The following is a 23,372-nucleotide window of genomic DNA, read 5'->3' on the forward strand; positions in this document are numbered from 1 at the left end:
TTATATCCATTTGTTTACTTTTCTATACTAGAGGTGGAAAAATGGCGATTCATGTTGTGGAAAAAGAAACGAAAGAGATAATCAATATATCGGAGAAGATATGGGAGTATTTTTCAAGTGAGGATCTTTGGAATTTTATTGTTGGAGCTTCCATTAAAATCATTGCAATTTTCTTACTTTCTTATCTTATTGTATTTATTGGGAAGCGAATTATTGCTCGTATCTTTAAACTAAGAATGCAATCTCCATTAAAATATTCAGAAAGAAGGCAACAAACACTATTAAAATTGTCGCAAAGTGTATTATCATACGTCGTATACTTTTCGGCGATAATTGGAGCACTATCTTCCTTAAATATTAATGTTGCAGGGTTACTTGCTGGAGCAGGTATTGCAGGCCTTGCAATTGGTTTTGGTGCACAAAATTTAGTAAAAGACGTCATTACGGGTTTTTTCATCATTTTCGAAGATCAGTTTGGTGTTGGAGATTATGTTCGAATTAATACATCAAGTGCAGCAGAAGGTACAGTAACTGAAATAGGATTAAGAACGACCAAAATTGTTGGGACAACTGGAGAAGTATATATTGTTCCGAATGGGCAAATTACCGAAGTAGTAAACTTTTCACTAAATAACTCAAAAGCAGTCATAGATATGCAAGTTGGAATTGAAGCGGATATTGAAAAAATTGAAAATTTAATGACGGAATATTTAAAAACATTACCGAAACAATATGAGGAGCTTGTCGATGTACCTAAGTTTGTTGGAGTTCAAAATGTTACTGGTACTGAAATAACAATTCGAATTGTTGCAGAAACAAAACCTCAACAGCATTATGGAATTGCAAGAATCATTCGAAGGGATGTCAAAAAGATTTTAGAGAAAAATGATATACCAATGGCTTATCCAAAAATGATGATATATGATTCTAGTAAAGTAATGTCTAGGGGAGATGAGAATTGATGGAGACAAAAACATTTAAATTGAATGACATTGTGGAAATGAAAAAGCAACATCCATGTGGTACGAATGCTTGGAAAATTATTCGAATGGGCGCTGATATTCGAATTAAGTGTCAAGGATGTGGACATAGTGTCTTGCTACCTCGTAGGGAGTTTACGAAAAAAATGAAAAAAGTTATACAAGAAGCGGAAGAATAATTGTTATGTAATCCCCACACAGTACTTTGTATGAATGTGGGGATTTTTTGTTGTTCATACAAAAATAAATGGAAAATAGACTTTTTATGTGGAAATCCATATAATTAACACTAGTGCAAAAACTAATAGTTATGTTTCTCATAAGAAAGGTAGTGAGTCAATGTCACTAACAGCTGGAATTGTAGGTCTTCCAAACGTAGGAAAGTCGACACTATTTAATGCAATTACAAAAGCAGGTGCCCTTGCTGCTAATTATCCATTTGCAACGATTGATCCAAACGTAGGCGTTGTAGACGTTCCAGATTCTCGATTAGACAAATTAACAGAGCTTGTAAAACCTCAAAAGAAAGTTCCAACATCATTTGAATTCACGGATATCGCTGGAATCGTAAAAGGCGCGTCAAAAGGAGAAGGTTTAGGGAATAAGTTCCTCTCTCATATTCGAGAAGTCGATGCGATTTGCCAAGTGGTTCGTTGCTTTGATGATGAAAATATTACACACGTTGCAGGTAAAGTTGATCCAATAGCAGATATTGAGGTCATCAATTTAGAGTTAATTTTAGCTGATTTAGAATCAGTAGATAAACGTCTTCAAAGAGTAAGCAAAATAGCAAAGCAAAAAGATAAAGATGCAATGATTGAAGAGCCAATTTTAATCAAAATTAAAGAAGCTCTTGAAAATGAAAAGCCTGCTCGTTCTGTTGAATTAACGGAAGATGAGAAAAAAGTAATCAAAGGATTAAATTTATTAACATTAAAACCAATGCTTTATGTTGCAAACGTTTCGGAAGATGAAGTGGCAAATGCAGATGAAAATGAGTATGTAAAACAAGTTCGTGCATATGCAGAAAAAGAAGGCTCAAAGGTTATTACGGTATGTGCAAAAATTGAAGAAGAAATTGCGCAGCTTGATGAAGAGGAAAAGAAAATGTTCCTTGAAGAATTGGGCATTAAAGAGTCCGGATTGGACCAACTAATTCGAGCTGCATATGATTTGCTTGGCCTTGCTACTTACTTTACTGCAGGAGAAAAAGAAGTGCGTGCTTGGACATTCAAAAAAGGGATGAAAGCTCCAGAATGTGCAGGTATTATTCACTCTGACTTTGAAAGAGGCTTCATTCGAGCTGAAACAGTTTCCTTTGAAGATTTATTAGCGGCTGGCTCTATGCAACAAGCAAAAGAACAAGGGAAAGTTCGTTTAGAAGGTAAAGACTATGTCGTACAAGACGGCGACATTATGTTATTCCGATTCAATGTATAATCAGGCATAATAAAAAGTGTGGAATTTACGCCAAGATGTTTTAAATATATTTACGTAAATTCCACTTTTTCTTTTTATTGATATACATACAATTTTGGTAATTGGGGGTCATCTTTTACAAGCGCATGATTAGGAAATTTGCGGAGTTCTTTATACATATAAAAATCCCCGACAGCCCCTGCAATTAAAAAAGCACCTAATAAAACCATTAATTGATTATCGAAAACAAATCCAATTATTGTTGGCAGGACCCCTGTTGTCCAAAAGGGAAGCATTAGCGCTTTTTTCATTGCATGATTTGGTAACGGTTTTGACGTTGTTGCATAAGCAACTCCTAGCTTCACATTTATACCATAATTCAGCTGACTCCACTTCACTTTTCCAAAAATCATAAACCCAATTAAATGAAACAATTCATGCAAAATAATCAGTGCACAATAGCCTACAATAAATAATAGAAAATTCCATAGCGTAATGGTCATTTCAAAATGAAACTGTCGATGGATGATTGTATTGAATGCTAAAAAAAGAATGCCCAAAAGAAGGGTCATCCAAAAATTCAACTTTGCAATTTTTTTCATATCTAATTCAATAATCAGTGGATCTTTCTCTTCCAACAAAATTATTCAACCCCTTTTTCCCATTATATCGAAATAACAGATTTTAGAAAATCTTATACTCCTCATTGAATGCTAGTTGCGATTGCTAAAAGTATATGTTACAATTCAAAGATGTGAGTAATAGAAATTTACTCCTTGCTCCCTTGAAATAAAGGAGAGCCAAAGTCCATAAGGAGGTGCAAAAAGCGATGAGAAAATATGAATTAATGTATATTATTCGTCCAAACATTGAAGAAGAAGAGAAAAAAGCTTTAGTTCAACGCTTTGATGACATTCTTTCTTCAAATGGTGCGGAAATCATCGAGTCAAAAGAATGGGGCAAACGCCGTCTTGCTTATGAAATCAAAGACTATCGCGAAGGTATTTACCACATCGTGAAAGTTAATGCTCCAGCTAAAGCAATCGATGAATACAATCGTTTAGCAAACATTAACGAAGACATTATTCGTCATATCGCTGTTCGTGAAGAAGAATAATCTTATTGAACATTAATGCTGAAGAGGAGGTTGTCAAATTGATCAATCGTGTCGTATTAGTAGGTAGGCTAACAAAAGACCCTGAACTACGATACACGCCAAATGGAGTACCGGTAACTCGATTTACAGTTGCTGTAAATCGAACGTTTACGAATCAACAAGGTGAAAGAGAAGCGGATTTCATTAGCTGTGTAGCATGGAGAAAACAAGCTGAAAACCTCGCAAATTACATGAGAAAAGGAAGTCTCGTCGGTATTGATGGACGCATCCAAACTAGTAGTTTCGAGGGTCAAGATGGCAAACGTGTTTACATGACAGAAGTCGTAGCAGATTCCGTGCAATTTTTAGAACCAAGAAGTGCACAGGGGCAACAGCCATATGGGGGACAACCTTCGTACGGTGCAAGTCAACCTTCATACGGTGGCACGCAAGATCCAGTTGGTGTACCATTCCCAAGTCAACCTCCTCAAAATCAGCCGAATTATACACGTGTAGATGAAGACCCATTTGCATCAAGCAAAGGTCCAATTGAAGTTTCAGAAGACGATTTACCGTTCTAAGGTATTCGGATAACGGAGAAATAATAAAAAAGGAGGGAAAATCGATGGCACAACGTCGCGGAGGTCGCAAACGTCGCAAAGTTTGCTACTTTACTTCAAATAACATTACACACATCGACTACAAAGATGTAGATTTACTAAAAAAATTCATTTCTGAACGCGGAAAAATTCTTCCACGTCGCGTAACTGGAACAAGTGCAAAATATCAACGCAAATTAACTACAGCAATCAAACGCGCTCGTATTATGGCACTTCTTCCATTCGTAGCGGAAGATAAATAATGAATGTTATAAAAAGCAGCAAAGGCAAAATTTAGCCTTTGTTGCTTTTTTAATTCAGCAATAATTAAATGTACTCTGGAAAGAGAGAATCAGCGACATTCTTCCCTAATTTGAAATAGTAAACAAAATGTACAGCAAAACATCATTGCATGGGAAATAAGCCATCAAATTATATAAAGAATCTCAACAAGATTAAGGCGTAAAAAAAGCTTGATAACGATGAAGCTGAACAAAGTAATTCTACTTGTTGCCAACAATGAATTTATGCACGATAAAAACCATTCAGGAAGACTTTACTACTAGTTTAGCGGTGAATTTATTTATTTTTTAACTTTTAATAAAAGTAAAAATTCATCACATCAAACATAATCATCTAATCTTTTAGGTTAGACGATTATGTTTTTTCTTCCGACATTCTTTTATCGTTTTGCTTTATCGTATTTTTGTCCTACTTTATAAAAAATGGTACAATATACGAATGTAAAGAATTATTGAATTGTAATAAAGGAAGGTTTCTCATGCCGAACAATCAAACACAAAGGCTTACACATGGCGCAATGATGATTGCAATATTTGCTATTCTCATTGCAATTGCATATTATGTACCAATAATCAGCTTAGTGGCGACATTATTTGCTCCATTACCTATTGCTTGGTTTAGCGCAAAGTATGACCGATCATCTTCCATTATTTTAGGAGTTATTGGGTGTATTATCACCTTTTTCTTCGGGGGATTGTTAATTTTACCATTTTCCATGATTTTTGCGGTATGCGGTGTCGTGATGGGAGATGCACTGCGCACGAATAAAAGTAAAGCTTACTTATTCATGGCAACTGGTATTTCAGTGTTAATTACTTTTGCAATTCAATATTTAATTTCTATTAAACTGTTTGAAACAGATTTTATTAAGGAATCTTTCCAACTGATGCGGGAAAGTTATATGGCTTCTTTTGAATTCGCTGAAAGTTTAACTGGCGAACAGCCAATGACTGAAGAAGCGTTCAATCTAATGTTTCAACATATAGAGATAGCCATTCCTGCAACCGTTACATTAGCTGCATTCTTCCTATCGTTTCTTTTAATTACAGTAAATCTGCCAATCCTAAAACGATTAGGTATTACTGTTCCAAAATTTCAAGCTTTTAAAGATTTACGCTTACCTCGTACCATTTTATGGATTTATTTAATCGTCTTAACGATTCAATTGTTTGTACGCCCTGAATTAGGAACATCACTATATGTAATCACATTTAATTTTTCATTAGTCTTATGGGTGTTGTTAACAATTCAAGGAATTTCTTTCCTGCACTTTGTGTTGGATGCTTATCGAGCGCCTAAATTTTTAAAGGGATTAGCAACAATTTTTGCAATTCCTTTGTATAACTTTGTGATGCTCTTAGGAATTTTAGATTTAGGTTTCGATATTCGCTCATTTGTGACAGGAAAGATTCGAAAGTAAGGGGCTGATCTCATGGATACTTACAGGAAGCGGAGGATACTTTACCCGCTTTTACATTTGGCGGTTTTCGGATTAGTGGGTATTGTTGGATTGTTTTTATTGAATATATGGGTTGGAGCAGCTTTCGCGTTACTTGTTACATTAATTATATTTTATGATTGGAAAACAGAAAGAATTGCTTATTTTGCAATAGAAAAATATATAGAATCTTTAGCGTTTCGAATGAAAAAAGTTGGGCAGGAAGTTCTTTTAGAAATGCCGATTGGTATTGTATTAATCAATGATAAATATGAAATTGAATGGGCTAATCCCTACATGACGAGGCTTTTGGATATCCCAACTTTAACAGGTCAGGATTTGTTCCTTTTATCGGATGAATTACAAAAAATAAGAAAATCTGATGAAAAAACTGATAGCATCGTAACCATTCGAGATAGGAAATTTAAAGTCATTTATAAACAAGAAGAAAAACTATTATATTTTCTCGATGTAACTGAACAAGTAAAAATTGAAAAGCAATATTATGATGATCGAACAGTCATTGCTATTCTTTTCATCGATAATTATGATGATATTACGCAAGGGATGGATGACCAAACAAAAAGCATGACGAATTCAACCGTTACATCCATCATCAACGATTGGGCAGAGGAATATGACATTTATATTAAAAGAATTGATACGGATCGATTTTTAGCGATATTAAATGAATCAACTTTAAATGAATTGGAAAAGAAGAAATTCTCGATTCTAGACGATATTCGAGAAAAGACGGCTAAGAAAAATTTATCACTTACATTGAGTATCGGAATAGGTACTGGTTCGCCATCCTTAATTGAACTAGGTGAATTAGCTCAATCAAGCTTAGATTTAGTATTAGGGCGCGGCGGAGACCAGGTGGCTATTAAACAATCGAATGGAAAAATTAAATTTTATGGTGGAAAAACAAATCCAGTCGAAAAACGTACGAGAGTCCGAGCACGCGTGATTTCCCATGCTTTAAAAGATTTAATTCAAGATAGCGATCTCGTTTTTATTATGGGGCATAAAAATCCCGATATGGATTCAATTGGAGCAGGGATTGGTGTTCGGAAAATGGCTCATATGAATAAAGTGGATAGCTACATCGTATTAGATTTTGATGAATTAAACGGCAGTGTTGAGCGACTAATAGATGAAATTAAACAACAATCCGATTTAAAGGAATATTTTATTTCACCAGAAGAAGCTTTAAGCATCATGTCTGAAAAATCATTATTAGTCGTTGTGGATACTCATCGCCCGAGCCTCGTAGTAGATGAAACATTGTTAAAACGTTTCGAGAAAATTGTTGTAATTGATCATCATCGACGAGGGGAAGAGTTTATTAACAATTCAACACTTGTTTATATGGAACCGTACGCTTCCTCGACTTCAGAGCTCGTAACGGAACTTTTAGAATATCAGCCCGATAATGAAAAACTTTCGAAACTTGAAGCAACAGCTTTGCTCGCTGGAATCATTGTAGATACAAAAAGCTTTACGCTAAGAACAGGTGCTAGAACCTTTGAAGCAGCATCCTATTTAAGAACGTACGGGGCGGATACGGTGCTTGTGCAACGTTTATTAAAAGAAGATATTCATACGTTTATTGAGCGTTCAAAAATCATACAAAATGTTCGATTTACCTATCCAGGAATTGCGGTTGCGCATGCAGAAGAAGAAAAAGAGTACGATTCTGTTTTAATTGCCCAAACGGCAGATATTTTGCTTTCAATGAAAGACGTAAATGCTTCTTTTGTCATCGCCCGCAGACAAGATGGCTTAATGGGTATCAGTGCCCGTTCATTAGGAGAAATCAATGTACAATTGATAATGGAGAAACTGGGAGGCGGTGGCCACTTAACAAATGCGGCTTGCCAACTTGAAGTCGATACAATAGAAGAAGCTTTAGAATTATTACAAAATGCTATTATTGAAACGTTAGAAGGGAGCATGGAAGAATGAAAGTTGTATTTTTAAAAGATGTAAAAGGTCAAGGGAAAAAAGGCGAAGTGAAAAATGTAGCTGATGGTTATGCACAAAATTTCTTAATTAAAAAAGGTTTAGCTGTAGAAGCTACAAAAGAAGCATTAAGTCGTCTTGAAGGACAAAAGAAACATGAAGCGAAACTTGCAGCACAGGAACTTCAAGCTGCAAAAGAGTTAAAAGAAAAATTAGAAAATATTACGTTAGAAATTAAAGCAAAAGCAGGAGAAGGCGGACGTCTATTCGGTTCTGTATCAACAAAACAAATTTCAGAAAGCTTACAAAAAAATTATGGAATTAAAGTGGATAAAAGAAAAATGGAATGCAATGAAGGTATTCGTTCATTAGGTGTCACAAATGTTCCAGTGAAATTACATCCGGAAGTAAAAGCGACTTTAAAAGTCCATGTAAAGGAAGAATAAGGAGCGAAATAAAATGAGTGATCTAATCGATCGCGTTCCACCGCATAACCATGAAGCTGAGCAATCAGTTCTTGGTGCGATATTTCTTGATCCTCAAGCATTAATTACTGCATCGGAAATTTTAGTTCCGGAAGATTTTTATCGCATTGCCCATCAAAAAATATTCCAAACGATGCTTGATTTAAGTGACAAAGGGAATGCGATTGATGTTGTTACTGTTACAGAAGAGTTATCTGTAAGAAAAGAACTCGAAGATGTAGGCGGTCTATCCTACTTGATGGAATTAGCAAATGCCGTACCTACAGCAGCTAATGTTAGTTACTATGCAAAAATAGTAGAAGAAAAGTCCATTTTAAGAAGATTAATACGCACGGCAACAAAAATCGTTGAAGATAGCTATATACGGGAAGATGAAGTAGAGGAATTATTATCCGAAGCTGAAAGAAAGATGATGGAAGTAGCCAATCGAAAAAACGCTGGCGACTTCAAACATGTGAAAGACGTTCTTGTTCAAACTTACGATAATATTGAGCAACTTCAAAATCGAAAAGGAGACGTTACCGGAATTCCGACGGGCTTTACGGATTTAGACCGCATGACAGCGGGTTTTCAACGAAATGATTTAATCATTGTAGCCGCCCGTCCATCTGTAGGGAAAACAGCTTTTGCGTTAAACATTGCGCAAAATGTGGCGGTCAAAGCTCGGGAAAATGTTGCGATCTTCTCGCTCGAAATGGGTGCTGAACAATTAGTCATGCGTATGCTCTGTGCAGAAGGAAATATTGACGCTCAAGTTTTAAGAACAGGGGCGCTTACTGCTGAAGATTGGAGCAAGTTAACAATCGCAATGGGTACCCTTTCTAATGCGGGGATCTATATTGATGATACGCCGGGCTTGCGCGTTAATGAAATTCGAGCGAAGTGCCGTCGACTTGCCCAAGAAAAGGGATTAGGGATGATTTTAATTGACTACCTACAATTAATCCAAGGAAGCGGCAGACGCGGGGAGAACCGTCAACAAGAAGTTTCTGAAATATCTCGCTCATTAAAAGCATTAGCTCGTGAATTACACGTGCCGGTTATTGCGTTATCTCAGCTATCCCGCGGGGTAGAGCAACGTCAAGATAAGCGTCCGATGATGAGTGATATTCGTGAATCTGGAAGTATTGAGCAAGATGCGGATATCGTAGCTTTCCTATATCGTGACGATTATTATGATAAAGAAACAGAGAACAAAAACATGATTGAAATTATTATTGCAAAGCAACGGAACGGTCCAACGGGAACTGTGACCCTTGCGTTTAAAAAAGAGTTTAATAAATTTTTGAATATTGATTGGTCTCAACGACAAGAACCAATGCATGCATAACACGAAGAGAAAAGTAACATAATAAAATAAACTTTGAAGAACACGAACAATTGTACATAAAAAATATTTATTTGTTCGTGTTTTTTTGTTTGATGCATTGACGAATGCTCTATTTCACTGTACAATTAATCTGTTTGATAAAGGACGCATAGTGCGCGGAGGTGCAGAAATGACTTCAGTTGTTGTTGTTGGAACTCAATGGGGAGACGAAGGAAAAGGGAAAATTACGGATTTCCTTTCTAAAAAAGCGGATGTGATCGCTCGTTTTTCAGGCGGTGACAATGCTGGACATACAATTAAAATTGGTGAAGAAACATACAAATTACATTTAATTCCATCTGGGATTTTCTATAAAGAGAAAACATCTGTGATGGGGAATGGTATGGTAATCAACCCAAAATCATTAGTAAATGAGCTAAAAGGTTTACAAGCTCGTGGCATTGATACATCTAATTTACGTATTTCAAATCGTGCTCATGTCATTCTCCCATATCACATTTATCAAGATAAAGTAGAAGAAGAAGCTCGTGGCGACAAAAAAATCGGAACAACATGCAAGGGAATTGGCCCATGCTACCAAGATAAAATTGCTCGTATGGGAATCCGCATTGCAGATTTACTAGATCGAGAAATATTTGAACAAAAATTGCGCGAGAACTTAGAAAAGAAAAACCGTTTATTCGAGAAATATTATGAAGTAGAAGGTTTAAAATTCGAGGATATCTTTGAAGAGTATTATGGCTACGGTCAAGAAATTGCTCAATATGTAACAGATACTTCAAAAGTATTAAATGACATCTTAGATGAGGGCGGACGTGTATTATTTGAAGGTGCTCAAGGCGTTATGTTAGATGTTGACCATGGAACATATCCGTTTGTTACATCTTCTAACCCTGTGGCTGGTGGTGTGACGACAGGTACAGGAATTGGTCCTTCTCACGTTACGAGAGTAGTGGGCGTTTCAAAAGCATATACTTCTCGTGTAGGCGACGGTCCATTCCCAACGGAATTGTTTGATGAAGTTGGCCATCAAATTCGTGAAGTAGGTCGAGAATACGGTACAACGACTGGTCGTCCTCGCCGTGTAGGTTGGTTTGACGCAGTAGTGGTACGCCATTCTCGTCGCGTTTCTGGTATTACAGATTTAGCTTTAAACTCAATCGATGTATTAACTGGCTTAGAAACAGTAAAAATCTGTACGGCTTATAAATATAAAGATCAAATTATTACGGAGTATCCTGCAAGTTTACATGTATTAGAAGAATGTGAACCTGTATATGAAGAACTTCCTGGTTGGACTGAAGATATTACAGGTGTACGTTCCTTCGATGAACTGCCTACAAATGCTCAAAACTATGTCAATCGTATTGTTGAATTAACAGGTATTCCTTTAATGACATTCTCCGTAGGCCCAGCCCGGGAACAAACAAATGTAGTGAATGATGTTTGGGAATAAGGATATTTAACAATAAAAACATAGTTTATTTAGAAACGATATTCTAACTACATTTGTTCTGTGCGAAAGCAAAGCGACAGCAACAAACAAACATAGTGAATGATATATGGGAGTAAATAATACTATCTCATCAGTAAAACCTCAATCAAAGAAGTTAATATTTTAACTATGTTTGTTCTGTGCGAAAGCAAAGCGACAGCAACAAACAAATGTAGTAAATGATGTTTGGGAATAAGGATATTCAACAATAAAAACATAGTTTATTTAGAAACGATATTCTAACTACATTTGTTCTGTGCGAAAGCAAAGCGACAGCAACAAACAAACATAGTGAATGATATATGGGAGTAAATAATACTATCTCATCAGTAAAACCTCAATCAAAGAAGTTAATATTTTAACTATGTTTGTTCTGTGCGAAAGCGAAAAATAAAAGTCACCATTTTTCATCAAAAGGAAAATGGTGACTTTTTAATATTTCTCTAAGCGCCTTCCTCTTTCAATAAGAATTCCAGTAGAGTATGTGAGACTATCATATAAGATTAACTATTCATTTCTTATTTTATAGTTGCACAAAATAAGAGAATGATGAATAAATTCGTCAAAATTTGATCATAATATATAAAAATTTTCATCATTCTCCATCATTATATATTTTGTAACAAAAATTGCTTAAATAATACATTTTCATTACAAAAATTTTAAAATGTTCATTCAAAATACACATTATGATACAGTAAGTAGGTGTGAGTATGAAAAAGCATCCTATTTGCGGACGATTTTGGAAGGGGCTTGTTTATGAATACGAAATGGAATACTGGTCGAGACGGTAGTCATAATCTAAGTCTTCTAAATCAAAATAATAAATATGGCATTCTAAAAAAAGTTTTGTTTGCTGCAGTGTTGCTTTTGACTGTTTCCTTTAACTTAGCTTTTGCTAATGAAGGGAATATAGAATCTATCGACAAAATTTACCATGTTTATTTAGAAGACGAATATATCGGTTCAGTTTCAGATGAGAACAAAGTGAGAAAAATTATTGAAGATAAAGAAAAAGAAGTAAGTTTGCAATATAAGGATTATGAAATAGATGCAGATTCTTTAGTAACGATTGTTCCAGAACAAGTATTTTCTTATAAAACCAATGATTCAGAAACTTTAAAAACATTAAGTGAACAATTAGAACCACAAACAGATGCATTTGCTTTACAAGTTGATGGAGAACCAATCCTTTATTTAAAAAATAAAAAAGACTACGAAGAAACTATTAAAAAACTAAAGCTTCAATATGTTCCGGAAGAAAAACTAAAAGAGCTTGAACAATCAAAAAGCTCAAATAAACAATTGCCGAAATTAGAGGCAAATCAATCAAGAATCATCGATGTTTTTCTTTCAGAAGATGTTTCAGGTGAAGAAACAAAAGTAAGCCCTGCCAAAATTCTTACACCTGATGAAGCGGTACAATATATTAAAACTGGATTGATTGAAAAGCAAGTATATGTTGTGAAAAAAGGCGATGTCCTTGGAAAAATCGCTAAAAATCATGGTTTAACAACGAAAGAGTTATTGGAACTTAATCCTGATATAACGATTGATACATTATTACCAATTGGAAAAGAAATAAACGTTACAGTAGAAAAGCCTTTAATTAACGTACAAGTGATATACGAAAAAGTGAATAAAGAAAAAATTGATTATGAAAAAGTTATTGAAGAAGACGCTTCAATGTATAAAGGGGAAAAACAAATTATACAAGAAGGTAGTCCAGGAGAAAAAGAAGTATCTTACTTAATTACAGAAGTAAACGGGAATATCGTGAAGAAAACGATTACCGAAGAAAAAGTGTTAGTAGAACCTACGAAACATATTGAAAAAGTGGGAACAAAGGTAATTTCATCACGTGGTACGGGTGAATTTATTTGGCCGACAAGCGGTGGATATATATCAAGTAATATGGGGTCTCGTTGGGGCAGCTACCATCGAGGAATTGATATTGCTCGTCCATCGAATTACAGCATTAAAGCAAGTGACAATGGCGTTGTAACTTTTGCTGGATGGGATGGGTCTTACGGAAATAAAATAGTCATCAATCACAATAATGGATATACTACTCTATATGCCCATTTGTCAGAAATATATGTTTCCGTTGGACAAGTAGTGCCTCAAGGTTCTGTTATTGGAAAAATGGGGACGACTGGAAATTCAACAGGAATACACTTGCATTTTGAAGTAAGCAAAAATGGATCACTGATTAATCCATTAGCAGTATTAGATTAATTTCGATTGAGGTAGTGGCATCATTACATGTCATTACCTCTTTTCTTTTATTACATCTTGGGAAATTTCCATCAATGAGAAATTTGTCGAAATATTTCCCGGAAAATAATGACCATAAAATTCCCTAATAGTATATGCTCAAAAATAACAACAATAGGACATTTGATTTTTGTTATAATGGTTTTGAAATGCATGAAAGCAAAAACCGTGATAGATTTAATTATAGCTATACATCAATAGAAGAATAGATGCATTGAGATAGATTTATTTCATATTAAGGAGGAATATGAACATGGACGGTAAAACAATTTTAGTTGTTGATGATGAAAAGCCGATTGCAGATATTTTGCAATTTAACTTAGTAAAAGAAGGATATAAAGTTATTTGCGCTTACGATGGAGAAGAAGCGTTGAAAATAATAGAAGAACAACAACCGGATTTAATGTTGCTTGATATCATGCTTCCTAAAAGAGATGGTATGGAAGTTTGTCGTGAAGTTAGAAAAAAATATGATTTCCCTATTATTATGCTAACAGCAAAAGGCTCCGAAATTGATAAAGTATTGGGTCTGGAAATGGGTGCCGATGATTATGTGACGAAACCTTTTAGTACAAGGGAATTAATTGCTCGTGTAAAAGCGAATATGAGACGATTAAAAGCTTCTACACAATCTGAAGAAACGAAAGAGGAATCGAATCACATTACGGTTGGTTCCTTAATTATTCAGCCAGATGCTTATATCGTTCAAAAACGTGGGGAAACGATAGAATTGACTCATCGAGAATTTGAATTGCTACATTACTTAGCAAAACATATTGGACAAGTGATGACGCGGGAGCATTTATTGCAAACCGTTTGGGGATATGATTATTTCGGAGATGTACGGACAGTGGATGTAACGATTCGACGTCTCCGCGAAAAAATTGAAGATAACCCAAGCCATCCAACCTGGATTGTAACTCGCCGAGGGGTCGGATATTATTTGCGAAATCCTGAACAGGAGTAGAATGAATGCAGAAAGTTAGTTTTTTCCGTTCAATCCATGTAAAACTCGTATTAATTTACCTGCTGCTTATTATTATTGCATTACAAATCATTGGGATTTACTTTTCTAATAAGTTGGAAGATAGTTTAAAATCCAACTTCGAAGATTCCATTCTTCAAAGAATCGATTTGATTCAATACAGTATTCGTGAAGAATTGATGAAAGAACGAGATGAAACTACACCGACTTTAGAGCAAAGTTTGGTCATTGCATTACGGGAGTTTGCTACAGGTGATATCAATGAGATTCGGGTTATTGATAACCGTAATAGAGTATTGGCAACTTCCGATTCAGAAAACCAATCCATCATTGGACAGCGTTCGAATGATGATATTGTGAAGAAAGTTATTTCTTCTGAAACGTATCAAGAGGAAATCGCATTGGATGCGGAAACAAATACCAGAGTTTGGGTCATTGCAACCCCTATTTTAAATACGGTTGGTCCAAATAGCGAAGTGATTGGTGCCATTTATATAGAGTCCAATATTGAAAAAGTATATGATCAAATGGATGATATTAACCAAATCTTTGCAGTTGGAACAGCAATTTCTTTAGTCATCACAGTTGTATTAGGTATTCTCATTGCACGAACAATCACTAGACCCATCATGGATATGCGCAAGCAAGCACAAGCAATGTCAAGAGGGAACTTCTCAAGAAAAGTACGAGTGTACGGTAACGATGAAATTGGACAATTGGCGATTGCTTTTAACCATTTAACCAATCGACTGCAAGAAGCGCAATCGTCAACAGAAGCTGAACGCCGGAAATTGGCTTCTGTATTGGCCAATATGACAGACGGTGTCATTGCAACGGATCGCAAAGGAAAAGTCATCTTAATTAACGACCCTGCATTAAGTTTGTTAAACGTAACGAGGGAAGAAACGTTAAACCGACCAATTGCTTCTGTCCTAGGAATTGAAGAAAACTACAGCTTTGAAGATTTAATTCATATGAAAGAGCCGCTAAATTTGAATTTTAGTACAGAAGAAGCTCCTTTCATTTTGCGTGCAAATTTTTCTGTCATCCAAAAGGAAACGGGATTTGTCAACGGTTTAATCACTGTATTACACGACATTACGGAACAAGAAAAAATTGAAATGGAACGCCGTGAATTCGTAGCGAATGTATCTCACGAATTACGGACGCCTTTAACAACGATGAGAAGCTATTTAGAGGCTCTTGCAGATGGTGCGTGGAGAGATGAAAATATCGCTCCGCATTTTCTCAATGTAGCACAAACGGAAACAGAGCGAATGATTCGCCTTGTGAATGATTTATTGAATTTATCCAAAATGGATAGCAGGGATTATAAATTAAATAAAGAAGTTGTTGAATTTAATAGTTTCTTCCACCGAATTATTGATCGGTTTGAAATGTCAAAATCACAAAACGTTAAATTCATTCGCTATATTCCGGAGACACCATATTTTGTGGAAATTGATACAGATAAATTGACACAAGTAATCGATAACATTATTTCTAACGCAATAAAATATTCCCCTGATGGCGGCAACATTCGATTTGGCTTTACCGTTCAAGGAAATATGTTAAAAGTAATGATTTCCGACGATGGAATGGGTATACCAAAAGAGAATCTTGGAAAGATTTTTGATCGGTTTTATCGCGTAGACAAAGCACGTTCTCGCGCCATGGGGGGAACTGGTTTAGGTCTTGCCATTGCGAAGGAAATGATTAAAGCTCACAATGGTACAATTTGGGCAGAAAGTGAAGAAGGGGTAGGAACGACAATCTTCTTTACGTTACCGTACGAAATAGATGGGGCTGGTGATTGGGAATGAAGTATATCGAACATATCAAATCCATAATTCTTCTTTTCCTAGTCCTTTTAAGTATCGTCCTAACCTTTTCAATTTGGACATATACACCAAACCTTCAAGTGATTGAAGAAACACAAGTTGATCAATTAGTTGTGGGTAAACAAAAAAAATTCCAGGAAATCATAAAACCTTATCGCATTTTAGTAAGAGAGCAAGATGAATGGAAAGGTACGATCGGTTCTGGAGCAATTAACGATTTGATGGAAATCATGATGAATTGGAAAGGTTCGGCTCTTACTTATGTTCAAAGTAATTTTTCGAATGATAAAATGAATGATTTTTTACGAGCAAACAATCGGATAACATTGTTTTTTTCTGTAGAAGTGCCAATCAAGGTATTTCACTCGATTGTTCCATTAACACAAGATGACTTGCCAGAAATCAGCTTCAATCGACTTGTAATTGATTGGAGCAAGGTTACCACGAATAATGCGGTAACTCTTTATTTTTTAAGTGAATCCCATCGCAATATTTATAGTACTGAAGTAAAAATGAGTGAAGATTATTTTCAGTCAACGGTTTTACAAGCATTGGAAGGATTGGCCTTTTATAAAGAAATAGAGCGTCCAAATGCCCTGTCTTTATACGTACCAGCTGAAGAAGTTAAATTAGTTCAATACACTTACTATATTGATGAAATTCATCCGGATACATTTAGAGATATATTGTTTTATGATTCAACTATTGTCCGTAAAAATGTTGAAAATCAAGATTCCTTAAAGTATACAGACGGTATGACGTTAATGACAGTAGATGTAAAATATCGTTATTTGAATTATGTAAATCCGTCTACAGAAAGTATCGTTGAATTACCTCCATCCCGCTTACTTTTAGATAGCTTTGAATTTGTGAATGAACATGGAGGTTTTACTGGGGATTATCGTTTGATCTCTGTAAATGAGCAAAAGCACATTATCGAATACCAATTGTATAAACAAGGATTGCCTGTTGTAAGTACAGATACGACAACAAGAATTACTACGACTTGGGGAGAAAATCAAATATTCCGCTATAAGAGACCTTATTTTTTACTGGATTTAGATATAAACTCTGAAAAATTTGAAAGAAAACTATCTTCAGGTCTTGAGGTTATTGAATTCATTGAGAAGAGAAAGCAACTAGAGTTAAATGAAGTGGATGATATCATTCTGGGATATTATTTAAAACAAAATGACAATAATCTTTTATTTACATTAGAACCGAGTTGGTTTGCAGTCAGTCAAGGAAGCTGGATTCGCATTACACCGGATGTACTAGGAGGGGGAAATAGTGGACTGGAATAGATCAAAAACCATATTCATTATTGTGTTTTTAATTTTAGATGTCTTCCTTCTCTCTCTCTATTTAAATCGCCATATTGAAACTCAACAAGTGAAAGTGTCCGGTGGAAAAACGATTGAGTCCAGGTTAAAAGACGATCAAATTACCTTTAATCTACTGCCAAATATAGAATCTGCTCCATATATTTCGGCAAAAGTAAAGGATTTTAGCGCAGAAAATTTGCAACTGAAAAACTATCAACAAATGACAATCGAAAATAACAATAAACTCATCGTTACACTAGATGAACCAGTGAAACTTCGAAATGTAAAAGAAAAATCATCATTTAACGAGTTTGTTCGAAATAACGTATACAATGGCTCATCATATGTAGTATGGAAAATTAATGAAGATGAACGAACAGCTATTTTCTTTCAAAAATTTGAAGATAAAACAATTTACTATAACATTCATGGTATCGTTACAATTTATTGGAATGAAGATTTAGAAGTAACGAGATATGAGCAAACAATGCTGAATGATTTTGAAAAATTTGAAGAAGAAGAAAACCTTCTCCCACCATATCAAATTATTCAAATATTATATTCCAGGGACTTATTGAAACCAAGATCTCATATTACAGAAATAAAACTAGGGTATTCAACTCTTGTTCAGCTAACGCAAACGCAAGTATTCGTTCCTACTTGGAAAGTAAGCGTTAAGGATGCAGATGGAGCAGAAGAAGAATTTTTCGTGAATGCTGTAGAAGGTAAAATCATTGATGTTCAGTCAGATTTAACAGTTGATGAAGATGAAACAGATGAATTAGAACTGTTAAGAGAATTAGAAGAAGAATAGGGTGTACGAAATGCGATTTAGTGTTTTAGCTAGCGGCAGTACAGGCAATGCCATTTATGTCGAAACCGATGAACACGCCTTTTTAGTGGATGTTGGATTGAGCGGAAAAAAGATGGAGCAGCTCTTTGCAAAAATTGGTCGCGACATGAAAAATTTATCAGGGATTTTAGTGACACATGAACATAGTGACCATATTAAAGGCCTTGGTGTAGTCGCAAGAAAATATAAGCTGCCGATTTATGCAAACGAGAAAACTTGGAGAGCGATGGAAGAGCATGTTGGCAATATTCCACTTGATCAGCGCTTTTTGTTTAACATGGAGTCGGTACAATCCTTTGGTTCTTTAGATATTGAATCCTTTGCTGTATCGCATGATGCGGTTGATCCGATGTTTTACGTATTTCATGAGAATGGACGGAAATTAGTAATCATCACGGACACAGGGTATGTGAGTGATCGAATGAAAGGAATTATACGCGGTGCAGATGCATTCGTATTTGAAAGCAATCATGATATTAATATGCTTCAAATGGGGAAATATCCTTGGTCTATTAAACGTCGCATATTAAGCGATGTTGGACATGTCTCCAATGAAGATGCTGCTGTAGCCATCAGCGAAGTGGTTGAAGCAAAACCTACCCATGTTTATTTATCTCATTTAAGCAAGGAAAACAACATGAAAGAACTTGCTCGCATGACAGTAAAGCAAATATTAGAGTCCTATGGAATTAAAGAAGGGGAATTTTTGCATTTACATGATACCGATGCAGAAGAACCAACATTACTTGTGACGGTGTAAAATTAGATTTAATGAGAACTTTGTATGTTATACAGAGTTCTTTTTTAATTAAATTAAATGCAAATATTGTTAAAAATTGAATACGACGTTCATACTGGAATTATGAATTTTTAATTTGGTTTTATTGCATTTTAATGTAATTTTAATGTTTGGCATGTATCATAAATGACGATGAAAGAAAGAAAGGAGAAGGGTCATGAGTTTTTATCAAAATGATGAACATCGGAATGAATCGGATAAGGATTTTTCATACTCTCCTTTACAAGAACAATTAAGACGAGAAGAAGAGGAATATAAGAAACGGCAAAATAAAAAAAGACAAGGGGTTTTAGGCTATTTTTTTAGCGGATTTGTGGGAGTCATTGTAGGAGCATTATTAGTTTGGTTGTTGCTTCCCTCTATGGTAGACCAATTGCCAAGTAGTACAACTCATCACACTCCAACAATTACGCAAACGGCTACAGAAGTGACAACAGATGTTACAAAGGCAGTGGAAAAAGTATCGAAAGCAGTCGTAGGGATTACAAACATTCAAGAAGTGTCGGACTTCTGGACGCGTCAATCTAGAGAGACTGAAGCTGGTAGCGGTTCAGGGGTGATCTATAAAGTTGATGGAAATAAAGCCTATATTGTCACGAATTATCACGTTGTCGAAAATGCCAAACAATTAGAAGTAACTTTGGCTGATGGAACGAAAGAAAATGCAGAACTGATTGGTAGCGATATTTGGACAGACTTAGCGGTTGTCTCCATTCCAAGCAAAAATGTTGAAGTCGTTGCAGAGTTTGGCGATTCCGATGTGTTAAAACAAGGAGAGACAGTCATTGCCATTGGTAACCCTCTAGGATTAGACTTTTACGGTTCGGTTACAACAGGAGTCATTTCAGGAAAAGAGCGTTCCGTACCTGTCGATTTGAATGGTGATGGTTATGTCGACTGGGAAACAGAAGTATTGCAAACAGATGCAGCCATCAACCCGGGAAATAGTGGAGGCGCATTAGTGAACATTGCTGGTGAATTAGTTGGAATTAACTCAATGAAAATTGCAGAGTCAACGGTGGAAGGATTAGGTTTCTCAATCCCGATTAACACGGTGATTCCAATCATTGAAGAACTTGAGCAACATGGTGAAGTAAAAAGACCGACGATGGGAATTGGTTTATTAGATTTAACGGACGTACCAGCATTCTATCAAAAACAAACATTAAAATTGCCTGAAGAAGTCACAACGGGTGTTGTGGTGACAGAAGTGGTGCCAGGTTCTCCTGCTGATCGTGCAGGTGTAGAACAATATGATGTCATTGTAGAAATGGATGGGCAAAAAATTGAAAACTCCATCGACTTACGTCAACATTTATATAACGAAACGGAAATTGGTGACACATTAAAGATGAAAGTATATCGCGCAGGAAAAATGATAGAGTTGCAATTAAAATTAACTGAGGGTAGTCAGTTATAATGTTGTGGATAAATGACAGTTATCAACATGATTTTTCCACAAAAGAGTAGGGAAAAGAAAGTCTGTTATTTCCTACTCTTTTTTTGTTTGTTAAAATGTTTTGTGGATAAAATATGAAAAATGTGAATATCTTGTGGAAAATATAGTTCAGAAGGAGAGAGTTGAGCATGAAAAAATTTTGCTGTGAAATGCACGTAAATCATGCTTTAGATGTCATTGTCGCTGAAACAAAAGAATATCCAGTTTTAGAGAAAGTGGACGAGGAAAAAGAGCTATCCACAAAGTGTGAGTACTGCGAAAAAGAAGCAGAATATATTGTATCAAGAAAATAGCTTTACACAAAATATTGATTGTGGTTGTGGATATGTGTAAAACTTTTGTGGATAACTTGTTTATAAATAGTTTATAGATGTGGATTGCTTGTGAATTTCTAAAATTTATGATTAGTTGAATAAATTTATGCAGGACTGACAATTAGTGTGGACAAATTTAAGACAGAGTTAGGTGGAAAATATGAATATCTCGATTATTTCAGTTGGTAAGTTAAAAGAAAAGTATTTAAAAATGGGCATTGATGAATATGTAAAGCGCCTTTCGAGTTACGCGAAAGTCGATTTAATTGAGGTAGCCGATGAAAAAGCGCCTGAACAGTTGAGCGAAGCAGAAATGGAGATTGTGAAAAAGAAGGAAGGCGAGCGGATTTTAGCAAAAATTCCGGATGGAACGTTCGTTTATGCGCTCGCCATTGATGGAAAAATGAAATCATCGGAAGAGTTAGCAGAGGGATTAGAGAAACAGATGACTTATGGCTCAAGCAAAATCGCGTTTGTAATAGGCGGATCCCTCGGTTTACATAAAGAGGTATTAAATCGTGCAAATGAAAAACTTAGTTTCGGCCGCATGACTTTTCCCCATCAACTAATGCGGCTTGTCTTATTGGAACAAATCTACCGAAGTTTCAGGATCATGAAGGGAGAACCGTACCATAAATAGAGGCAAAAATTGTTGTAGGTAAGTTGGTAATTCTTTATCGGAAGCGGGTATTGAAAAGGTGTGTTCATTATCCGTTTCGCGATATAACAAGTGGATTAGTGTAAAAGTTTTCGATATATTCATTTCAGTAAAATCAAATTCAAGTTCTATATTTTTTATGGTTCTGGTTCTATCTTTTTGCTTGATTGTTATATTTTCAATTAACAGCTGGAGTAGCTGTTTTTGATTTTCCCTAGATGTCTTCTTGTAAACAGATAGGAATTTTATAAGTAAATTTTCGATCAACTCTTGTTGGATTACTTTTGAATCGATAGAACCTAATTGTATTATAATTTCATTTTTCTTTAGTTCTAACTCTCTCTTTTCATTGGAGACCTTTTGTAATCTTTCTTGCAGTATATCCACAGGGAGAGTGTTTTTCTCAAAGGCTTCCATATACTTTGTTTGTAACTGTTCAATTTCCTTTAATCGCCTTTCAATCCCTACTAGTTCTTTATTAAGTTGGCTTATTAAATTAGCAGAACTAGAACTAATGTCTAGGAGAGTCTTATACAACTTTTTCTTATTAGAACTGAATTGTTCAATTTTCTTGATAACTGTATCTTCTGCTTCATATGCCTTAATGGAATTTGCTTTACAAGCAGCGGATCCTTTATTATGAAAATCGCTACAGACGTAATAACGGTGTTTTCGTTTCGTTCCATCTCTTCTTGTATGTGTTGTAATGGATGGAACCATTCCTTGACCACAATCAGGACAGCGTAAAAGGCCACTAAGTAAAAATGGTTCGTTTGATTGACGCTGCTTAAATGATTTACTTTTTCTCCTTGCTCGTACAACGTTCCATAGTTCGTCCGAAATTATAGCTTCGTGTTTTCCTTCAACTAGGATGGGGTTTGGATTTTTCCCTTTTCTCCGTTTGGTGTCCCAATTCTCAACTTTTAGCCAACTGATTTTACCGTTATATACAACATTGTCTAGGATTTGTGCTACACCGTTAATAGAAAAATGCCGGTTTCGCTTCGTTCTAAATCCTGCTTTATTTAAGTAGTTAGAAATTGCTCTTAGGCCTTTCCCATTTGCATACATATGATAGATTAGCTGTATTATCTTAGCTTCCTCTTCATTGATAACAAGCTCTTTCTTAACAGTGTCATATCCAAATACAACTCCGCCGTTCCATCGACCTTCTAATGCTCGTTGTTTCATTCCTAGTTTTACATTTTCGGATAAAGTATTACGCTCCATTTCAGCAATAGAAGCCATAATTTGAAGTACTAGGCGACCTATTGGACTACTGGTATCAAAGTTCTCCGAATAGGATATAAATTTCACGTTGTATTTTTCAAACTTATCTAGAATCATGAGTGTGTCTAACATATTTCTAGAGAGTCGAGATATTTTCCATACTATAACGGCATCAAATCTCTCATTTTCAACATCTTTAATTAGCCTCTGCATTTCAGGACGTCCATTTACCGATTTACCGCTAATTCCTTCATCGACATACTCATCGACTACTTCCCATTTATAAACTTGAGCATATTGCCGAAGTGTTTGAAGTTGTGCTGCTATACTGAAACCTTCTTTTGCTTGTTCTTCTGTACTAACGCGGGCGTAGATTGCTACTCTTTTTATTTCTGGTGTCATATTTATCCTCCTTTGCCTTTATAATACTATGAAAATATTGGAAAGGGAAAAAGGATTCAAGTTTCTATTTGTTTATAGCAAACCTAGTAAAAATAAATTGTAACCAAAAAAATAGATAT

22 protein-coding genes are annotated in these 23,372 nt (G+C 35.4%); 20 read left to right on the plus strand and 2 right to left on the minus strand.

The window, feature by feature from the left end; all coding sequences use genetic code 11:
- Positions 1-41 precede the first annotated feature (41 nt).
- The 3 genes from NST98_RS12795 (at position 42) to ychF (ending at position 2,420) form a co-directional block, all read left to right on the plus strand.
- Positions 42-962, plus strand: a complete 921-nt coding sequence (locus tag NST98_RS12795; protein ID WP_340715268.1) for a mechanosensitive ion channel family protein — start codon at positions 42-44, stop codon at positions 960-962.
- Entirely contained in the window at positions 962-1,159 is a 198-nt protein-coding gene (locus tag NST98_RS12800) for a DUF951 domain-containing protein (protein WP_096549975.1), read from the plus strand. Before NST98_RS12795 ends, NST98_RS12800 begins: the two co-directional genes overlap by 1 nt.
- A gap of 160 nt (positions 1,160-1,319) precedes the next feature.
- Complete coding sequence (ychF, locus tag NST98_RS12805) at positions 1,320-2,420, plus strand: redox-regulated ATPase YchF (RefSeq protein ID WP_340704728.1); 1,101 nt, start codon at positions 1,320-1,322, stop codon at positions 2,418-2,420.
- A gap of 74 nt (positions 2,421-2,494) precedes the next feature.
- On the opposite strand, the gene NST98_RS12810 is transcribed toward ychF, so the two are convergent.
- Complete coding sequence (locus tag NST98_RS12810; RefSeq protein ID WP_340715269.1) at positions 2,495-3,040, minus strand: DUF3267 domain-containing protein; 546 nt, start codon at positions 3,038-3,040, stop codon at positions 2,495-2,497.
- Between the two features lie 188 nt (positions 3,041-3,228).
- Here NST98_RS12810 and rpsF point away from each other — a divergent pair, with 188 nt between their 5' ends.
- The 17 genes from rpsF (at position 3,229) to rlmH (ending at position 21,603) form a co-directional block, all read left to right on the plus strand.
- A complete protein-coding gene (rpsF, locus tag NST98_RS12815; RefSeq protein WP_016838916.1) occupies positions 3,229-3,516 on the plus strand; it encodes a 30S ribosomal protein S6 in 288 nt (95 codons plus the stop codon).
- A 38-nt stretch (positions 3,517-3,554) separates the two neighbouring features.
- The gene (ssb, locus tag NST98_RS12820) at positions 3,555-4,076 is read left to right on the plus strand and encodes a single-stranded DNA-binding protein (protein WP_340715270.1); all 522 of its coding nucleotides are present in this window, start codon (positions 3,555-3,557) and stop codon (positions 4,074-4,076) included.
- A 44-nt stretch (positions 4,077-4,120) separates the two neighbouring features.
- On the plus strand, positions 4,121-4,357 hold the full coding sequence (rpsR, locus tag NST98_RS12825; RefSeq protein ID WP_016838914.1) for a 30S ribosomal protein S18: 237 nt from the start codon (positions 4,121-4,123) through the stop codon (positions 4,355-4,357).
- Positions 4,358-4,875: 518 nt separating this feature from the next.
- Entirely contained in the window at positions 4,876-5,817 is a 942-nt protein-coding gene (locus NST98_RS12830; RefSeq protein ID WP_096549979.1) for a YybS family protein, read from the plus strand.
- 12 nt (positions 5,818-5,829) lie between these two features.
- Positions 5,830-7,803: a DHH family phosphoesterase gene (locus NST98_RS12835; protein WP_340715271.1), complete on the plus strand. Its 1,974-nt coding sequence runs from the start codon at positions 5,830-5,832 to the stop codon at positions 7,801-7,803.
- Positions 7,800-8,246 (plus strand): 50S ribosomal protein L9, encoded by a 447-nt coding sequence (gene rplI, locus NST98_RS12840; RefSeq protein ID WP_016838911.1) that lies wholly within the window; start codon positions 7,800-7,802, stop codon positions 8,244-8,246. The genes NST98_RS12835 and rplI overlap by 4 nt, the downstream gene beginning before the upstream one ends.
- Before the next feature lie 13 nt (positions 8,247-8,259).
- Complete coding sequence (gene dnaB, locus NST98_RS12845) at positions 8,260-9,615, plus strand: replicative DNA helicase (protein WP_096549981.1); 1,356 nt, start codon at positions 8,260-8,262, stop codon at positions 9,613-9,615.
- A 169-nt stretch (positions 9,616-9,784) separates the two neighbouring features.
- On the plus strand, positions 9,785-11,071 hold the full coding sequence (locus tag NST98_RS12850) for an adenylosuccinate synthase (protein WP_340715272.1): 1,287 nt from the start codon (positions 9,785-9,787) through the stop codon (positions 11,069-11,071).
- Between the two features lie 798 nt (positions 11,072-11,869).
- Positions 11,870-13,348 (plus strand): peptidoglycan DD-metalloendopeptidase family protein, encoded by a 1,479-nt coding sequence (locus NST98_RS12855; RefSeq protein ID WP_340715273.1) that lies wholly within the window; start codon positions 11,870-11,872, stop codon positions 13,346-13,348.
- 292 nt (positions 13,349-13,640) lie between these two features.
- Positions 13,641-14,354, plus strand: a complete 714-nt coding sequence (yycF, locus tag NST98_RS12860) for a response regulator YycF (protein WP_340436172.1) — start codon at positions 13,641-13,643, stop codon at positions 14,352-14,354.
- Positions 14,355-14,359: 5 nt separating this feature from the next.
- Complete coding sequence (walK, locus tag NST98_RS12865) at positions 14,360-16,195, plus strand: cell wall metabolism sensor histidine kinase WalK (protein ID WP_340715274.1); 1,836 nt, start codon at positions 14,360-14,362, stop codon at positions 16,193-16,195.
- Positions 16,192-17,517: a YycH family regulatory protein gene (locus NST98_RS12870; protein WP_340715741.1), complete on the plus strand. Its 1,326-nt coding sequence runs from the start codon at positions 16,192-16,194 to the stop codon at positions 17,515-17,517. The genes walK and NST98_RS12870 overlap by 4 nt, the downstream gene beginning before the upstream one ends.
- Positions 17,504-18,352 (plus strand): two-component system regulatory protein YycI, encoded by an 849-nt coding sequence (locus tag NST98_RS12875; protein ID WP_340715275.1) that lies wholly within the window; start codon positions 17,504-17,506, stop codon positions 18,350-18,352. The genes NST98_RS12870 and NST98_RS12875 overlap by 14 nt, the downstream gene beginning before the upstream one ends.
- A 10-nt stretch (positions 18,353-18,362) precedes the next feature.
- Positions 18,363-19,151: an MBL fold metallo-hydrolase gene (locus NST98_RS12880; RefSeq protein ID WP_173662482.1), complete on the plus strand. Its 789-nt coding sequence runs from the start codon at positions 18,363-18,365 to the stop codon at positions 19,149-19,151.
- 196 nt (positions 19,152-19,347) lie between these two features.
- Positions 19,348-20,610: a S1C family serine protease gene (locus tag NST98_RS12885; RefSeq protein WP_340715276.1), complete on the plus strand. Its 1,263-nt coding sequence runs from the start codon at positions 19,348-19,350 to the stop codon at positions 20,608-20,610.
- A 167-nt stretch (positions 20,611-20,777) separates the two neighbouring features.
- Positions 20,778-20,942, plus strand: coding sequence for a CxxH/CxxC protein (locus tag NST98_RS12890; protein ID WP_340435218.1), 165 nt, complete (start codon positions 20,778-20,780; stop codon positions 20,940-20,942).
- 181 nt (positions 20,943-21,123) lie between these two features.
- Positions 21,124-21,603 (plus strand): 23S rRNA (pseudouridine(1915)-N(3))-methyltransferase RlmH, encoded by a 480-nt coding sequence (gene rlmH / locus NST98_RS12895; protein ID WP_016838900.1) that lies wholly within the window; start codon positions 21,124-21,126, stop codon positions 21,601-21,603.
- Here the strand turns inward: rlmH and NST98_RS12900 are convergent.
- Positions 21,544-23,253 carry a recombinase family protein gene (locus NST98_RS12900; RefSeq protein ID WP_340715277.1) on the minus strand — a complete coding sequence of 570 codons (1,710 nt, stop codon included), beginning with the start codon at positions 23,251-23,253 and terminating at the stop codon, positions 21,544-21,546. The genes rlmH and NST98_RS12900 overlap by 60 nt on opposite strands.
- Between the last annotated feature and the right edge of the window lie 119 nt (positions 23,254-23,372).

This window comes from Ureibacillus sp. FSL W8-0352, from assembly GCF_038004345.1.
Lineage (GTDB): Bacteria > Bacillota > Bacilli > Bacillales_A > Planococcaceae > Ureibacillus > Ureibacillus thermosphaericus.

Bases quoted from the DNA above. Each gene is read 5' to 3' on its own strand.
- NST98_RS12795 (WP_340715268.1), top strand. From the start codon at position 42: ATGGCGATTCATGTTGTGGAAAAAGAAACGAAAGAGATAATCAATATA.
- NST98_RS12800 (WP_096549975.1), top strand. From the start codon at position 962: ATGGAGACAAAAACATTTAAATTGAATGACATTGTGGAAATGAAAAAG.
- ychF (WP_340704728.1), top strand. From the start codon at position 1,320: ATGTCACTAACAGCTGGAATTGTAGGTCTTCCAAACGTAGGAAAGTCG.
- rpsF (WP_016838916.1), top strand. From the start codon at position 3,229: ATGAGAAAATATGAATTAATGTATATTATTCGTCCAAACATTGAAGAA.
- rpsR (WP_016838914.1), top strand. From the start codon at position 4,121: ATGGCACAACGTCGCGGAGGTCGCAAACGTCGCAAAGTTTGCTACTTT.
- NST98_RS12830 (WP_096549979.1), top strand. From the start codon at position 4,876: ATGCCGAACAATCAAACACAAAGGCTTACACATGGCGCAATGATGATT.
- NST98_RS12835 (WP_340715271.1), top strand. From the start codon at position 5,830: ATGGATACTTACAGGAAGCGGAGGATACTTTACCCGCTTTTACATTTG.
- rplI (WP_016838911.1), top strand. From the start codon at position 7,800: ATGAAAGTTGTATTTTTAAAAGATGTAAAAGGTCAAGGGAAAAAAGGC.
- dnaB (WP_096549981.1), top strand. From the start codon at position 8,260: ATGAGTGATCTAATCGATCGCGTTCCACCGCATAACCATGAAGCTGAG.
- NST98_RS12850 (WP_340715272.1), top strand. From the start codon at position 9,785: ATGACTTCAGTTGTTGTTGTTGGAACTCAATGGGGAGACGAAGGAAAA.
- NST98_RS12855 (WP_340715273.1), top strand. From the start codon at position 11,870: ATGAATACGAAATGGAATACTGGTCGAGACGGTAGTCATAATCTAAGT.
- yycF (WP_340436172.1), top strand. From the start codon at position 13,641: ATGGACGGTAAAACAATTTTAGTTGTTGATGATGAAAAGCCGATTGCA.
- walK (WP_340715274.1), top strand. From the start codon at position 14,360: ATGCAGAAAGTTAGTTTTTTCCGTTCAATCCATGTAAAACTCGTATTA.
- NST98_RS12870 (WP_340715741.1), top strand. From the start codon at position 16,192: ATGAAGTATATCGAACATATCAAATCCATAATTCTTCTTTTCCTAGTC.
- NST98_RS12880 (WP_173662482.1), top strand. From the start codon at position 18,363: ATGCGATTTAGTGTTTTAGCTAGCGGCAGTACAGGCAATGCCATTTAT.
- NST98_RS12885 (WP_340715276.1), top strand. From the start codon at position 19,348: ATGAGTTTTTATCAAAATGATGAACATCGGAATGAATCGGATAAGGAT.
- NST98_RS12890 (WP_340435218.1), top strand. From the start codon at position 20,778: ATGAAAAAATTTTGCTGTGAAATGCACGTAAATCATGCTTTAGATGTC.
- rlmH (WP_016838900.1), top strand. From the start codon at position 21,124: ATGAATATCTCGATTATTTCAGTTGGTAAGTTAAAAGAAAAGTATTTA.
- NST98_RS12900 (WP_340715277.1), bottom strand. From the start codon at position 23,253: ATGACACCAGAAATAAAAAGAGTAGCAATCTACGCCCGCGTTAGTACA.